The sequence below is a fragment of the Spongiimicrobium salis genome, from assembly GCF_043678055.1.
In the GTDB taxonomy this organism is placed as follows: domain Bacteria; phylum Bacteroidota; class Bacteroidia; order Flavobacteriales; family Flavobacteriaceae; genus Spongiimicrobium; species Spongiimicrobium salis.
On sequence record NZ_JBHEQA010000008.1, the window covers coordinates 1 to 14,732 of the forward strand.

The window sequence follows — 14,732 nt, forward strand, 5'->3', positions numbered from 1 at the left end:
CACTGTGTATACTAACCTTAATTCTCTCTTTTGTTCTTTCTGATTATTACATCAATTTAATGAGAATCAAACTTAAGTTGTGTATAATCAATAACGGTTTAAGTGTAAACTTCAACCGTTTTTTATTTTATAGGAGTATATTGTAGTTGGAAAAGTAGTTGCCAAGAATCTGCTGCTACTTATAGTCAAGACGGCTGTAAAACATTTGAGAAATTGAGTACTGAAGAAAAAAAACCACGAGGTTACGGAATTATAGAACCTCCAATTTATGATGAATTAAATTGGAATATGGATTCTATCGTATCGTGTCTTGAAATTATCCGAACTAAATTACCAGAACTGTTTACAGAATTTCCGGAAAGCATAAAATACGAGCTCATAGCATTAGGGAATCCATTTGGAGAACCATATCCAGTAATAGGGTTTTACTCAGATAACCCGAAAGATTTAAGGGAAATACCCGAATTTTTAGATCTTTATGAAGAAATCGAAGTCTGGTTGAATAAAATTGGGATGAATACTATTAAAAAGGAATCTGAAAAAATAAAAACTATCAACTGGGAAATGCTGAAAAATAGAAAACCTGAATAAGAACATTATAAAACAATGTCTATAATTCAGTGCTAGCTTCCTTCCCAAAAGAATATTTACTACTTTTAATAAAAGTCAGGCTCAAAAAGAATGATTTTGTCACGGGATATGGTTTGCTAGAGAATCGCTTCGGACAACGTTTTTAGCTCACCAAGCTACCAAAGATGCACCGAAATCATTGTCGGGACCTTGACTACCATGGACTTATAATGGAAAAGGAAATCAAAGAATTCGGATCATCTATTAAGAAATCACTTTCTGCATGCACAGAGAATCTGATTTTAAAACTAAAAGAGTTCGATTCAATGAACTTTCATCCAGAGATCAAAAGAATCGATTGTGAAGTTTTCCAAGGGAATACCACCATTACAATCCGCGCTTTTTTAATGGACGATGATATGAATGAAGTTTTTAATTCAAATAATCAAAATTTTGTTGATGGTAGCATTGAAATAGTAGAAGATATAGCATTTTGTCCTTCTTATGAAAAACTTGATTGGATGTATGAAAATCATGGTGAAGAAACAGATAGAACGTATATTGACACGGTCGTGAACTGGTTCTCGGAATGCCTGGATAAATCATCCCTATCCTTAAGCCTTCCTCTATATATACAACGTCACGACTCAGGATGGACCTTTGATTTGCAATCTAAGCAATGGATTAAGTATTAAAAAACTATAGTTGATAATGTGAAAAAAATCACGACTTAACTAATCAACCCAGTGCTATACATTTTACACTAAATCCTGTCACTTATAACCTATTGTTCAATGATAATGGATTTGATATTAAAAATATGGATTTGGATAACGTTCTTAAGAAATAAAGACTCGTTGCCTAAAACCTCAAATATGGTTAATCCAAAAATGGAATATGAGGGAATGTCCGGAGCGTTCATTTGGGAAGATGAGGGATTATGGGAAGTTAGAAACCGTCATCTAAGCAATGCTTTTAAATATGTGATCCATCATAGAATGAGAATGGTTGCTAGGCTAGATGAAGATGAGGAAGTTTTACGTTCCAAAAAATTTGATCAAAAGATTTTTGAAATGGCTAAAAAATATTTCCCAAATTGGATCGGGTTTGATGCGTCCAGATGCTCTTACAATCCTGAATTGGCAGACAGAATGATTAGAATTAGAAAAGTTGCCCACTGGAGATGTGAAAAACTATTCAATGAAGAATTTTAAAGATATGAAAACACTGGGAATCAACCCGCATTAGAATTCTTCAAACAAATAAAAACTTTAACCCTCCTTTAAGAGGTAAAACTTAATCAAAACGATAGCTTTGATAACTCATCCCTAGTTTTTGGTAAAATGGACATCAAAAAAGTATTTCTAGTACTTGGTATTTTGTGTTGTAATGCCACTATGACCGCCCAAGACCCATCTTCTGTGAATGCTATGGGGCAGAATTATACGATTACATCCGATATTCTAAACGAAGACAGGCAAATTCAAATACTTACCCCGGAAAGTTATACGGAAACCAATAAGAAATACCCGGTTTTATACCTGCTGGATGGTCAGCGCTTATTTCCTTTTGGAGTAAGCTTGTTAAAATCCTTTACGCAGTTTCGGCAAACTCCAGAATTTATTGTTGTTGGGATTACCAATAGGTACCCCAATAGGTTTGGACATTTCATTGATCGGGAAAAAAAGTTTTTGACCTTTATGGAAGATGAGGTGATTTCCTTTGTAGATAATAACTTCCGTACCTCTAAAGAGCGCCTCCTATTTGGCTGGGAATATGGGGGAAGTTTTGTCATTCAGACCATGTTGGATAAACCCGATTTGTTTAGCGCCTATCTTGCGGCAAGTCCTTTCCCATTGGACCAAAAAATAGATCAGATAAGTGATTTTCTGGATAGCAATACCAATTTTGATAAAGCATTGTATTTTTCGGTAAGTCCCAATGAAAACGATGTGACTAAGGGAGTTAAAAAGCTAGATAGTATTCTAAGGTTAAAGGCGCCGAAAACCTTTAATTGGTCGTATAGGGAACTGTTAAATGAAGAACATCGTTCAACACCTTATTCCACCATCTATGAAGGATTGACCAGCTTCTATCAGTACTATCCCGAATTGCAATTCAACAATCTTGCAGAGTTTACAGCGGCAGGTGGATTATCCTATGTATATGATTATTATCAAAAAAGGGCAGCTCAATTTGGGTTTCCGGCTACTTTGTCTGATTGGACCATGTTCAGTCTAATGAGAAATGCCATACGGGCAAATGACATCGAGCAATTTAAAAGGTTCATAAGTGAATTTGAGGCGACTAAGTTTATCCATAGATTACGAGTGTCCAGGGCCTGTTTAATTGCAGAATTTTACGCAGAACATAAGGAATATGATAAGGCAATTGACTTGTTCTTGGTTTTGACAGAAAAACATCCTGATGCGGAAAGACCCCTGAAAGGATTGGGAGATGTGTATACAGCATTGAAAAAACAAAAAAAGGCTTCCCGTTATTATAAAAAAGCAAAAGAAATAGCTGAGGCCCATACGAATCAGTGAGCAATGAAGCCCGTACTTTGCGAAGGCCGTATTGGATTAGCACTATTTTTAAGACCTCAAGATGAGGGAAAAAGACTTTTACTGGTCGTTAGATTCAAATGCAACGGTGGTATAACCTACAACCAGATTTTTGGTATGTGGTCCATCATCATTGTACAGCCCCGCTTTAAGATAAAAACCATTTGAGATTCCGGTATTACTTACCCATCGCGTACTTGGGTCCGGGGCAAAAGATTGGTCTAGAATCATAACTCCATGTTGTTCAACACCTATGTGTACGGCATCATTACTTTTCTCTAAAGTAATTTTTAAGGGGGAGAGATCATAATTTCCCCCATCCGAAAAAAGAAAGTCATTTTTGTCAAAATCCGTTTCACGAGAGGGTACTTCCGGATCTTTTCTAATCACCGTTTCCAAACCATCCGGGTGTAGGACCAATCTAAAAAAAGGTTTATTGCCATTGCCACCTCTATTATGTACTTGCGCAATGGTAACCCCATTATTGGGAATATCGTAGTACACCCCTTCAAGTTCAATTCTGGAGAAGGAGTTAAGTGGCCCTTCAGAAATTTGTTTAAACTCAATTCTTCTGCCCTTGTCCAATTGACATTCTAAATTCAGTTCCGATTGATCTTCGGATAAATAAAAATAATTGTCATCAGGGACCGCATTATCAAAAATTCCTACCAACGTTTCATCGTTGGTGTCACATGGCGGACTATCGCAGCCTCCCGTATTATAACTATTTTCAATAACAATGTTTTCGTCGAAAACAAAGCGCGTTGTTAAACTTGTGGTTCCATCATCGGTATTGCCGCCGCTATTATCTTCAGCAGCAGGATCATCTTCCGCCTCAGGATCGCTAGTGTCTTCACTAACCATAATATCCTCCATTGCGGTGCTGTCGCTGGAGCAACTACTTAATACACTTAAGTAGAATGTTAACAATAAGAGGGAAAGGAATGATGGGCGTTTCATAATCGTAGAGCGTTGGACAGTACTTTGTCCTTTTTTTGATGTTTAAAAAATAGGTTAACCAGTTTGGTTAACCAATATTAAGCAAATTTTTGTAATTATAAAAAATAATGCCTGTGGGGTTTTGACCAAAGGGACGTTTATGTCCAAAAATGAATCGGAAAATTGAAAACAAATGGGCCAGTATGGGCATCCCCTTTATTGCCGAAACTTGTACCGAAGCCTATATGTTCTGGATAATTTAGGAATTGTCCAAGAGGGTAGGAGAAAAGCCCCTGAATTATTGTTTATCCCTGAGGAATGAACAATATTTGTCATCAGATATTCCACTAAGTTTCTAACTGCTTTTTTTAGCATTAGTTTGCAATAGTACCCTATAGGTAAATGGATAAAAGGCGTATATTGGGGCGCAGATAATAACTTAGATACCAGTAACCAAAACCAACTTGCATGATAAAAAAGATAAAGAAAATCTTTAAAAGGATTTTTCAAGCTATAGGTATCGTATTGATGCTGATTATTGTTGCCGGGTTAATGTTTAGAGCCTTCGGTCCTAGTTCGCATAGGCCTTTAGGGGAAATTGTACAAGTCAATGGCCTTGATATGCATATTCATGCTACTGGAGAGAAAAGTGACCAACCCACCGTAATCATTGAAGGTGGTGCAAGTGCATCATCAGATTATTATCACTGGCTAAGTGAAGGTCTAAAAGATAGCCTGAGGGTTGTTCGCTATGACCGTGCAGGAAATGGATATAGCGCATCGAGTACTGCTGAACGCGACGCAGAGACCATAGCAGAAGAATTACATGAATTATTGGAAAAATCAGGCGAATCCCCGCCTTATGTATTGGTTGGACACTCCATGGGGGGACCCTATATTCGTGTTTTTGCGGAATTGTATCCTGAGGAAGTGGAGGCCCTGGTTTTTATAGATTCCACCCACCCACAGCAAGTGGAACGATTGAACGCTGCAGCCGAATCCTCCTTTCGATTTAAAACCACATTGTTTTTGTTGGGCGCAAGTGGCTTATTGGCCGATTTGGGCGTTTTAGGCCTTTTCGAAAATTTTACCGACCCTTTATTGGCAGGGGAGGGACTGCCCGATGATATCAACCAACGCACAAAAGATTTTTTGTTGAATGGAAAACGAACAAGGGCCTATAAAAAAGAAATTGAGAGCTATCACGCCACTTTGAGAAGAGCAGATGAGGCCAAGGAGTTTGGCGCCTTACCTATTCGTGTTTTTACGGCTATAGCAATGAACAAAAAAGCCTATACTGAAAATGGTATTGATCCAGATGCTTTTCTGAAAGAGACGATTGCTGCTCAAAAAGAATTTACGAAACTATCTTCCAACGGGAAGCAATTTTTAATCGATGGAAACCATCAATCAATTTTCACAAAAAAAGAGAATGCCCACAAGATAAACAAAGAGATCATTCAACTCATTCGGGAAATGGAACAATGATTTTTGAAACCAAAAAAAGCTTGTGAAGCAGTGAACCTATTGCATGGTGATATGGAATGGTGAAAAACTCAAAAACAAATAAATGAATCAAGTGATGAAAAAAATACTTCTATTCATGCTTTTAATTCCCATGGCTTTGAAAGCACAAGATCGTCCTTTGGATATTTTTAAACCCTTGGAAGACTATGTTTGGAGTGCTGAAGGAAAATGGGGAGATGGAAGCGCATTCAAACAAGAAATACAAATTGAATTTTCCTTAAACGATAAACTGGTCACAGTAGAATCTATAGGGTTCATCAATGCAGAACAAACGGAAGTCGGTTTAAGAAATCATGGTATTCGACAATATGACGAAAAATCAAAGAAAATACGATTTTGGGAGTTTGATGTATTCGGAAATTTGACGGAAGGAACAGTTGAAGGTCAAGGAAAAAATCTAGTGTATCGCTATGATTATGGAGGGACATTTGTCACAGAAATGTGGGTGTATAAAAATGACAAAACTTATGGATTTATCGTAGGGGTTTACGATGATGGGAAATGGCAACAAAAGTTTCTTGAAACGGAATTCAAACGTAAAGGGAAATAAGCCGATAAGGTAAGTGCAGATGATACCTAATATGGATTTTTTATGCGTTGAAGAAGATCGTGAAAAGCACTAAATCCCCATCTTATGTTGTTGTGAAAAAAAGGTGATGAATATTACATATTTGGCATAAACAGGAAAGTGTAGGCTATGGTACATTTGGTAGAGGCAAAATCGGATAAAGATTATAAAATTGCAATACAACTATTTAAGGAATATGCGGTGCAAATTGGTATTGATCTGTCTTTCCAAAACTTCGATAGGGAAATCCTTGACATTGAGAAACAGTATTCCAAACCTACTGGACAATTGATCCTAGCCTATGATGCTACCGAAAACCCGATCGGATGTTTTGGAGTTCGGAAGTTTTCCGATTCCATTTGCGAATTAAAAAGAATGTACGTAAGGAAAGCGGCAAGGGGAAAGGGTATAGGAAAGGAGTTACTTGTTCGGGCAATGGAAGTGGGAAAAGCCTTGAATTATCAAAAAATGCGCTTGGATACACTATCTACCATGGAATCGGCAATAGCATTATATAAAAAAGTAGGCTTCTATGAAATACAGGCCTATAGATTTAACCCTATTGAAGGGGCAAAATGCTTTGAAATTCAATTGTAGAACTGGAAATTGTATGAAATACGATGCCTTGGTAAAGTTACGTCCACGATGCGCGGTTTACCATAGATAAGAGGCCGTAGTATCAAATATTCTAAACATAAGGGAAAAATTTTTGTAGTTCAGGGAAAATACTTATTATTGTATATTGTATACAATGTGCAATTTATGATCAATCAAGAATCTCTAAAAAGTCAAATTATTAAAGCCCTCTGGCAGTTGATTATTGATGGGGAAATCCTGCCCAACGAACCCCTTCGCGAAATCCATTTGACCAAAGTGTTGAATATCAGTCGCACTCCTTTACGAGAGGCCCTGCAGCAACTGGAATGGGAGGGGATAGTGATTTCGGAGCCTCGAAAAGGGTTTCGGCTGTCGAAATTCACCGAATCCGATTTACTTGAAATTTATCCTTTGCGAGCAAAATTGGAAAGCTATGCCTTAGAATTGTCTGGCATTCCATCGCAGAAAGTGATTGGTGAGCTCATCGCGATTAATACCAAAATGCATACTGCAAAGTCACCCAAAAAAGTCGTGGAACTCGATGAACAATGGCATTTATTGTTGATTTCCAATTGCCCTAACCATCGTTTATTAAAAATGATAAAGACCCTACATCGACAATCGCAACGTTATGAGTACGCCTATATGGCGATGGGCAGAACTATTGAAAATTCAACGGAACAACATCAGGCTATTATTGATCATTTAAAAGCGGGGCGCTTGCAAAAAGCAACCGAGCTATTTGCGCAAAACAACCTAAGTGGCCTTGATGCACTTAGACAATGGTTACAATACAACAACAACTAAAACAACTACCAATGAAACATAGTATTTTAGCACTTTGCTGCCTAATTCTTTTAGGCTGTCAATCCTCAGAAAACAATACGAAAACACCTTTTGATCAGGTAAGGGTTTTTATCGATCAATATGGCAATGATGCCATAAAAAAGGGAAATTTAGACGCGCTTGCTGTTTCTGTTTATCGCGATGGAAAAACCTATTACAACTATTACGGGGAACTCGAAAAAAATAAGGGAAATACCCCTAACGACAGCACTCTTTTTGAAATCGCCTCAGTAAGCAAGGTGTTTTTGGGGTCATTGGTTGCCAAAGCTGTTCTTGAAGAGAGAATCAATTTAGACGACGATATTAGAAAATACCTGAAGGGCGACTATCCAAATTTGGAGTTTAACGGAACACCAATTAGCGTTAAAAATTTGGTGACGCATACGATTGGGTTCGACACACCTCCTAAGTTATTGGCCATTTTTAGAAAAATGTCCACCGGCTATTTCGAAAGCAACCCGATCCAGTATTCCATGGACGATTTGTTTGAAGAACTCAAAGCAGTACAATTAATACATGAACCAGGGACTTTTTACGATTACAGTAGTGTTGGCTGTGAATTGGCGGCTTATGTATTGGAACAAGTTTATGACAAACCGTATAAGGCGCTCTTGCAGGATTTCTTTGATGATCTGGGAATGAAAAATAGTTATTTGCTGGATTTTGACCAACATCGGGACTATTTGGCAGTGAGTTATGATGAAAATAATAAAATAGCACCCTTGAGCAGAAATCCGTTGTTGGGAGGCAGCGCTGGAATTATTACTACCTTGCCCGATTTGACGAAATTTATGCAATTTCAGCTTGAAAGCGATGACCCGCTTATCAAGGAAGCTACCAAAAAATTGTATGAGGATGATGACGATAATGTCATGGGATATCTTTGGCAAGATTTAGGCTTTGGGGAGGAAGAGGGGTTTTTTTATTCCAAATCAGGCGACTCCAACGGTGTACAAAGCATTCTCTTAATTTGTCCGGATAGTAATTATGCACAAATCATCATAGCGAACAATCAAACAGAGGCCGCTACAAATGACTGGGTGTCCTTATATTATAAAATTGAAAAAGACTTGATTAAGTACCCAAAAATCAACTTAAAATCTTTGCTTAAAGACGATTTTATAAAAGATAAAGTGAGCGGTAAGGAAAAGTTCAATAGGCTAAAAGAACAGGATTCCATATATTTCAATACCGATTTGACCACGGCGCTGAACAGTGTGGGGTATGATTTGCTCTATATTGAAAAAAAACCGCAGGAGGCCATAGCCTTGTTTCAATTTGCCATTGAAGAAGCTCCTGATAATGCCAATTTATACGATAGCTTGGGGGAAGCGTATTTTGTGGCCAAGGATTATGAAAACGCACGTTTAAATTATGCGAAGTCCGTTGCATTGAATCCGAATAATAACAATGCGAAAAAGTATATCAACGAGATTGATAGGGTGTTGAAAAAATAGACTAAGGCAATAGCTTGAGATAACAAATGAATTCTTCTTAAATTAGAAACAATTTAGAGGGATTAGATGGATGTGGGGGTAAAAGAGACCAATACTATTAAATCTAATAAAACAAGCTGCTAGAATGGCGGTAGTACTATCATAATAGAGATAGATAACCTAAAAGTAAGTACAGCATATACATGAAAGAAGGCTTAATCAAAGATGCATATGAATTGATCATAAAGGAAATACAGACGGTCATAACCATTTCCTACCTTGTTACAGTAGCTATTGGAATGCTATTTAATTTTCAGAAGTTCTCGGAATTCGAAATAAACATATTCCACTATGCGGATGTCTTCGATTTCCTGATTGCTCCCTTTGCCGATTTTTACATTCTGCTTTTTGCGGCAATATCCATTTCATGCGTATGGATAATATTTAAACTGGACGCCTTGTGGAAAAATAAAAGACCAAAATCGTACTCCAAAGCGAGCTTTGGGATAGACAAAAAACCTTGGTTTAATATCTATAGAACGGCTTTGATTATGGTGAGTTTTACGGTGTATATCTATGTGTCGGCCGATTATTATGGGAAATATGCCAAGGAAAAAGTCATGGAACAAGGGGATATTTCCATACGGATGGAAGACAATGAAGTAAAGTCGGGTAAATTCATTGGAAAAACAAAAGATGTTCTTTTCTTATGGGAAAATGAAAGTGTCTATGCCATACCATTTACCTCCTTGGTAAAAGAATTAAAGATAAAGTGACTTGTATTCCCTATATAAATGGGAAAGCACAAAAGAGCCTTCTAAACGTGCTGATATGCAAGAGGAGCAAAGGAATTGATGTGGTGTTATTAAATTGAAATTAGATGCATGCAGAAAAGTTTGAGTATAGAAGAGCCGATCCAGAATTAAAAGAACAAGTCATCAGAGCAGGAAAACTTGTTCAAAAATTTAATGCAATTGATTATGAAAATCGCTCGCTAAAAACCAAAGTGCTAACAGAATTATTGGGAACTGTTGGGCAAGGGGTACAAATTGAACAAAATTTTCATTGTGATTTGGGGTATAATATTCACCTTGGAGAAAATTTTTATGCTGGGAATAATTGTACTATTTTAGATATTGCCGAGGTAAGAATAGGGGATAATTGTCTTATTGCCCCCAATGTTGGCCTTTATACGGCGGGGCACTATATTAACCCCGTAGATCGAAACAAAACGGGAATTGGAAAACCAATAACTATTGGAAATAATGTGTGGATCGGCGGGCATAGTGCAATACTCGGTGGTGTAGCGATTGGGGATAACTCCATTATTGCTGCGGGATCTGTGGTCATCAAAGACGTTCCCAAAAATACCGTCTATGCAGGAAATCCGGCAAAGAAAATAAAGGACATCAAAACATAAAGGAGTATGGCAAAGAACAAAACTACACAGACCGAAGTCAATGTCATTGATTTTATCAATGCCTATGTTGACAAAGAGCAAAAGAAAGAAGATAGCCTTGAATTAATGGCGTTAATGCAAGAGTGGTCGGACTTTGAGCCTAAAATGTGGGGGCCAACCATCATCGGTTTTGGAAGTTACCACTATAAATATGCCAGTGGGCATGAAGGAGATGCTCCTATGCTCGGGTTTTCTCCTAGAAAAGCCCAGTTTTCCCTTTACGTCTATTCCAAAACGGCGAAGAGCGATGAGTTATTGAACAATTTGGGCAAGTTTAAAATGGGGAAAGCCTGTATTTATATTAAAAAGTTGGCCGATATAGACCTCACGGTTTTAGAAAAACTATGCAGGGAAACCATGAGCTATCTCAATGAACATCATGAATGCGCCTGTAGAAATTATTGACGTCTTTCTTTTGATCCAGTGAAACCCAATAGGGAATGCAATGTGGTTTTAAGAAAAAATAACAAGCAGGGCTGACATAAGGTTGTCAGTCTTGCTTTTTAATTTAGTTTCATAACGCAAACAAATATAGTATGAAACACGAATGGCGAAAAAGGGAAAAGGCAATTTATATACCCCAGGAAAAACCTGAAGTAATCGTTATTCCGGAGTACCGTTTTATGACGATCAGTGGGGAAGGAAATCCAAATAGCACTTTTTTTTCGGAAAGTGTCGAGGCATTGTTTAGTGTGGCCTATGCCATAAAAATGAACCTTAAAAAAGTAGAAAAACCTCCTCTGAATTATTACGATTGGACCGTATATCCCCTAGAAGGGGTTTGGGATATTACCGAAAAAGCAAAAAAGAACTTTAACGGTCAGGTCAACAAGGATGATTTTGTTTTTGATATCATGATACGGCAACCAAATTTTGTGGAAGATCACTTCTTTGATGAGATGTTGGAATTTACAAAAAAGAAAAAGCCAAATCGACTTTTGGAAAAGCTACAGTTTAGGAAAATAACGGAAGGAAAATGCATTCAAATGTTGCATGTGGGTAGTTACGATCAGGAAGCCACAAGCTTTCAAATCATGGAAGAATTTGCAAAAAGTAATGGGCTTGCCCGGAAATCCAAAATGCACAGGGAAATTTACCTAAACGATTTTAGGAAGGTACCCGAAGAAAAACTAAAGACGGTTTTGCGTTTTCAGGTGGTGGATTGAAGTTGCTTGGAAGCACCTTCAGACAATACGGACTTATTAGGTTTAGATTTGTACTGATAGCGCTTACACGGGATTAATACCACATAAAAGATACGAACAAAACCTGTTGAAATACTTTAAAAAAAATCTAATTGGCGTATCTTGCTGGCCTATTCAATGGAAAAAAATATGCAAAACAATAGGGTCCTAAGCTATCTTCAACGCGTACTGGAAAATATGCCGACTGATTGGTTGAACCTGACCACCCATCGACTGGATATTTATGAAGAAGAATTGGCGAAAACGCAATTTTTAGAACAGTTCCAAGCCTTGTTTAAGGCCAATAATGCCGAAGAGTCGGCATTACGCCAGTTGCCAACGGCTTATGACTATATTAGATTGGGACACCCCTTGTCCTGCGTATTGGAATGGGCTATGGCGCGTTTAAACAAGCTTCCTGCGGAACAAGTCATTAGTTTTTCTTCAAGGACAGTTCCAATTTTAGCAGTTTTGAGAGCAAACCTACTTCGTCATAAAAAGACACGTATTGCATATATCGGAGAGTTACCTAACTTTTTTGATCCCGATCTAATTGCACGGGTTTATGGGTACGCCTTTGAATTAGAGAAGGTTGAAAATATAGAAGCGATTTCGGCCCATGAAGGAAGTACGCTTTTCATTGCACAGCAAGAGCATGTGTGCCATGTGGATCTTAGCCCTAATATTGATTTTTTAGTAAATATGGATCAAAACTTGGGGAGCGTGTTGGTCGTACATGGAGCGAAAAATAGCGATTATGTTTCGGAAATCCAGCATGTGCGAAGAAGGGAAACCATAGCCATGACTCCTGCGAATACCCTAATTGCATTAAAAAGTCTTGTAGAAGGGCAATACATTAAAAGTATGGATACAGAAGCCTTGGAGTCCCAGAAAGCACTGGTCTTGGAGACGATACGAGAAATTACGGGTACAACGGGTAAAGCGCTGGTAGGATCTAGTGGGTTATCTATGCAATATGCTATAGTCATGGGACTTATTCATGATGCTCTTGAACAACATCGTGGAAAGCCAATAAAAATTATAGTCCCCCCAAACTGTTATGGGGGAACAAATGATCAGGCAAGACGTGTTGCTGCTTGCCATGATGCCATTGAAGTAGTAGATCTACCTGTGGATGGTGGTAAAGATATGGTAGCGGGAATCGATGCTGTTTTGGATAAAATTGCTCTAGAGGATGCTGTTCCGTATATCATTGCAGAAATCCCCACAAATCCAAGGGTGGAGGTTCCAGACCTTGTGGCATTGGAGGAAGTACTACGTAAAGAGCGTAAAACGCCAAAGCAAACCAAGGCCATTGCCCCAGTCTTTATTTTGGATCAAACATTTTGTCCCAATGTTCATTTCTTAGGGGAAAACGAAATACTTTCCTCAGTGAGAGCCATTGCTTATGTCAGTGGATCAAAATTTCCGAGTGGCGGTAAATGTACGGCTGGATATTGCGTGGCGAATCGAAAATCCGAAGCTTTGATGGAAAAAATAGCCTTGCACCTAAGACTTTGTGATAATGAGGCTACCAATCTTCAAATGGAAATATTGGCCGAGCAGCTGCCTTCCATGAATCAAAGAATACACGATGCCTATGGGTATACGCGAAAATTTGTAGCCTTTATAGAAGCAAGCTTACCGGAGGCAAAAATTAATTTTGTTTCTGAAGCATTGGCCCAAAAAGGTTTTACGCCATCCGTATTTTCATTGGATCTTCCCACCAAGGGAGCTACGAATGAGGAAAAAGAAATGTATAAGAGAGCACTAAATCTTAAGTTGATTCAGTTAATGATCGATCGGATTCCGGATGAAAGTAAATTCTGTGTAAGCTATGGACAGTTGCGAGGATGTTATTGGACCATTCCAGCAACCTCCACTCAGGGAACGACCAAAGAAGGAGATAAGGACTATATTGTTCGGGTAGCCCTATCGGCCGATTTGGATTTTGAACTTCACAAAAAAGTCTTTTTAGAATTTGTGGAAAGTATTTGATGTGGAAAAGAATCAGTAATAATTTAGGATAAATTAGATTCCACAACTTTCATTTTCTTAATGGGATTCATAAAATACATAAAGGCCAACATGGTTATAAAATAGATAATGGCAAAAGTGATGTAGGTAGGTACGCCTCCCACTCTGGGCGAAACCGGAAGTAGTATCAGGGACATGTTCAACATAAATTGCAAAATCCATACGCAAAGTCCGCTTTTAGTCTGCCCGTATACCACAGCACACATGCCCGCTGTTCCCAACATACCAATTAAAAGAGCCCAAATAGGAAAGTCTGGAATAACGCCTTCTCCAAGAATGACAATGGGAATCCACCATAAGGTCCAAAAAAAGCCAACAACCTGACTGGCATAAAATGGCTTCATGATTTTTGACAATTCGCGAAGACAATAACTTACCCAAACCACTTCTCCTAGAAAAGCCCAGATTAAAATCACCAAACTGCCGCGGGGTGAAGTCGCTGCAAAATTTAATTTCAGGAGCGATGAATATTCAATATCCAGGTATAAGCCTTTTAGTAGTAGGGTGAGCGTACCCATGGTCATAGCAAACAGAAAACCGAATAGATACCACAATGGATTAATATTCCACTTTAACATGGGGCGAAACATGTCTTTTATGCCCGAAGTACCCCTAGTGTATTTTACGATACAAACCAATAAGAATAAAAGAATATAAAAACGGCCGTGCGTATAGACAAAACCGGGAACAAGCCCTTTGGTTCTCGCGTAAACAAATAAGGCATTGATAATGGGGGCAAGGACTAAAAATATCCAAATTTCATATTTCTTTATAAAATCGCTCATGAGTTTTACAGGTAAAGTGATATGCTATAACAACGCTTAAATTTCATTTTTAATATATTGCAATTTCCGGCAAGGATTCCTGTATATTTTGTTCCTTGAATTGGAGGTGCAATGGTATTTTGACCGCTTATCCTAAAAAAAGGGATAGGTGCCAAATAGGGCGCAAATTATGAAAGAATATGGAAAGTGTAAAAACAAAACCTTGTCTAGACAAAAATTA

At 38.1% G+C, this 14,732-nt stretch carries 16 protein-coding genes; 14 read left to right on the top strand and 2 right to left on the bottom strand.

Annotated features, from left to right (window positions below; all coding sequences use genetic code 11):
• Positions 1 to 213 precede the first annotated feature (213 nt).
• From ACEXOE_RS22335 to ACEXOE_RS22350, 4 genes are all read left to right on the top strand, one after another.
• Positions 214 to 591 carry a hypothetical protein gene (locus ACEXOE_RS22335; RefSeq protein ID WP_394751100.1) on the top strand — a complete coding sequence of 126 codons (378 nt, stop codon included), beginning with the start codon at positions 214 to 216 and terminating at the stop codon, positions 589 to 591.
• Positions 592 to 800: 209 nt separating this feature from the next.
• Positions 801 to 1,265: a hypothetical protein gene (locus ACEXOE_RS22340; RefSeq protein WP_394751101.1), complete on the top strand. Its 465-nt coding sequence runs from the start codon at positions 801 to 803 to the stop codon at positions 1,263 to 1,265.
• Positions 1,266 to 1,445: 180 nt separating this feature from the next.
• Complete coding sequence (locus tag ACEXOE_RS22345) at positions 1,446 to 1,784, top strand: hypothetical protein (RefSeq protein ID WP_394751102.1); 339 nt, start codon at positions 1,446 to 1,448, stop codon at positions 1,782 to 1,784.
• Between the two features lie 129 nt (positions 1,785 to 1,913).
• A complete protein-coding gene (locus ACEXOE_RS22350; RefSeq protein ID WP_394751103.1) occupies positions 1,914 to 3,116 on the top strand; it encodes an alpha/beta hydrolase-fold protein in 1,203 nt (400 codons plus the stop codon).
• Between the two features lie 78 nt (positions 3,117 to 3,194).
• Here ACEXOE_RS22350 and ACEXOE_RS22355 read toward each other — a convergent pair whose 3' ends face one another.
• Positions 3,195 to 4,094 carry a hypothetical protein gene (locus ACEXOE_RS22355; RefSeq protein ID WP_394751104.1) on the bottom strand — a complete coding sequence of 300 codons (900 nt, stop codon included), beginning with the start codon at positions 4,092 to 4,094 and terminating at the stop codon, positions 3,195 to 3,197.
• 447 nt (positions 4,095 to 4,541) lie between these two features.
• Here ACEXOE_RS22355 and ACEXOE_RS22360 point away from each other — a divergent pair, with 447 nt between their 5' ends.
• From ACEXOE_RS22360 to ACEXOE_RS22405, 10 genes are all read left to right on the top strand, one after another.
• Entirely contained in the window at positions 4,542 to 5,561 is a 1,020-nt protein-coding gene (locus tag ACEXOE_RS22360) for an alpha/beta fold hydrolase (protein WP_394751105.1), read from the top strand.
• A gap of 94 nt (positions 5,562 to 5,655) precedes the next feature.
• Positions 5,656 to 6,150 carry a hypothetical protein gene (locus ACEXOE_RS22365; protein WP_394751106.1) on the top strand — a complete coding sequence of 165 codons (495 nt, stop codon included), beginning with the start codon at positions 5,656 to 5,658 and terminating at the stop codon, positions 6,148 to 6,150.
• Between the two features lie 147 nt (positions 6,151 to 6,297).
• Positions 6,298 to 6,765 (top strand): GNAT family N-acetyltransferase, encoded by a 468-nt coding sequence (locus tag ACEXOE_RS22370; protein WP_394751107.1) that lies wholly within the window; start codon positions 6,298 to 6,300, stop codon positions 6,763 to 6,765.
• Between the two features lie 165 nt (positions 6,766 to 6,930).
• Positions 6,931 to 7,572, top strand: coding sequence for a GntR family transcriptional regulator (locus ACEXOE_RS22375; RefSeq protein WP_394751108.1), 642 nt, complete (start codon positions 6,931 to 6,933; stop codon positions 7,570 to 7,572).
• 11 nt (positions 7,573 to 7,583) lie between these two features.
• Complete coding sequence (locus ACEXOE_RS22380) at positions 7,584 to 9,068, top strand: serine hydrolase (RefSeq protein ID WP_394751109.1); 1,485 nt, start codon at positions 7,584 to 7,586, stop codon at positions 9,066 to 9,068.
• A gap of 182 nt (positions 9,069 to 9,250) precedes the next feature.
• Entirely contained in the window at positions 9,251 to 9,823 is a 573-nt protein-coding gene (locus ACEXOE_RS22385) for a hypothetical protein (RefSeq protein ID WP_394751110.1), read from the top strand.
• A gap of 104 nt (positions 9,824 to 9,927) precedes the next feature.
• Entirely contained in the window at positions 9,928 to 10,467 is a 540-nt protein-coding gene (locus ACEXOE_RS22390) for a sugar O-acetyltransferase (protein WP_394751111.1), read from the top strand.
• A gap of 6 nt (positions 10,468 to 10,473) precedes the next feature.
• Positions 10,474 to 10,911 (top strand): DUF1801 domain-containing protein, encoded by a 438-nt coding sequence (locus tag ACEXOE_RS22395; RefSeq protein ID WP_394751112.1) that lies wholly within the window; start codon positions 10,474 to 10,476, stop codon positions 10,909 to 10,911.
• 131 nt (positions 10,912 to 11,042) lie between these two features.
• Positions 11,043 to 11,672 carry a GyrI-like domain-containing protein gene (locus ACEXOE_RS22400; protein ID WP_394751113.1) on the top strand — a complete coding sequence of 210 codons (630 nt, stop codon included), beginning with the start codon at positions 11,043 to 11,045 and terminating at the stop codon, positions 11,670 to 11,672.
• A gap of 168 nt (positions 11,673 to 11,840) precedes the next feature.
• The gene (locus ACEXOE_RS22405; RefSeq protein ID WP_394751114.1) at positions 11,841 to 13,688 is read left to right on the top strand and encodes a PLP-dependent aminotransferase family protein; all 1,848 of its coding nucleotides are present in this window, start codon (positions 11,841 to 11,843) and stop codon (positions 13,686 to 13,688) included.
• A gap of 23 nt (positions 13,689 to 13,711) precedes the next feature.
• Here the strand turns inward: ACEXOE_RS22405 and ACEXOE_RS22410 are convergent, their stop codons facing one another.
• The gene (locus tag ACEXOE_RS22410) at positions 13,712 to 14,512 is read right to left on the bottom strand and encodes a hypothetical protein (protein WP_394751115.1); all 801 of its coding nucleotides are present in this window, start codon (positions 14,510 to 14,512) and stop codon (positions 13,712 to 13,714) included.
• Positions 14,513 to 14,732 lie beyond the last annotated feature (220 nt).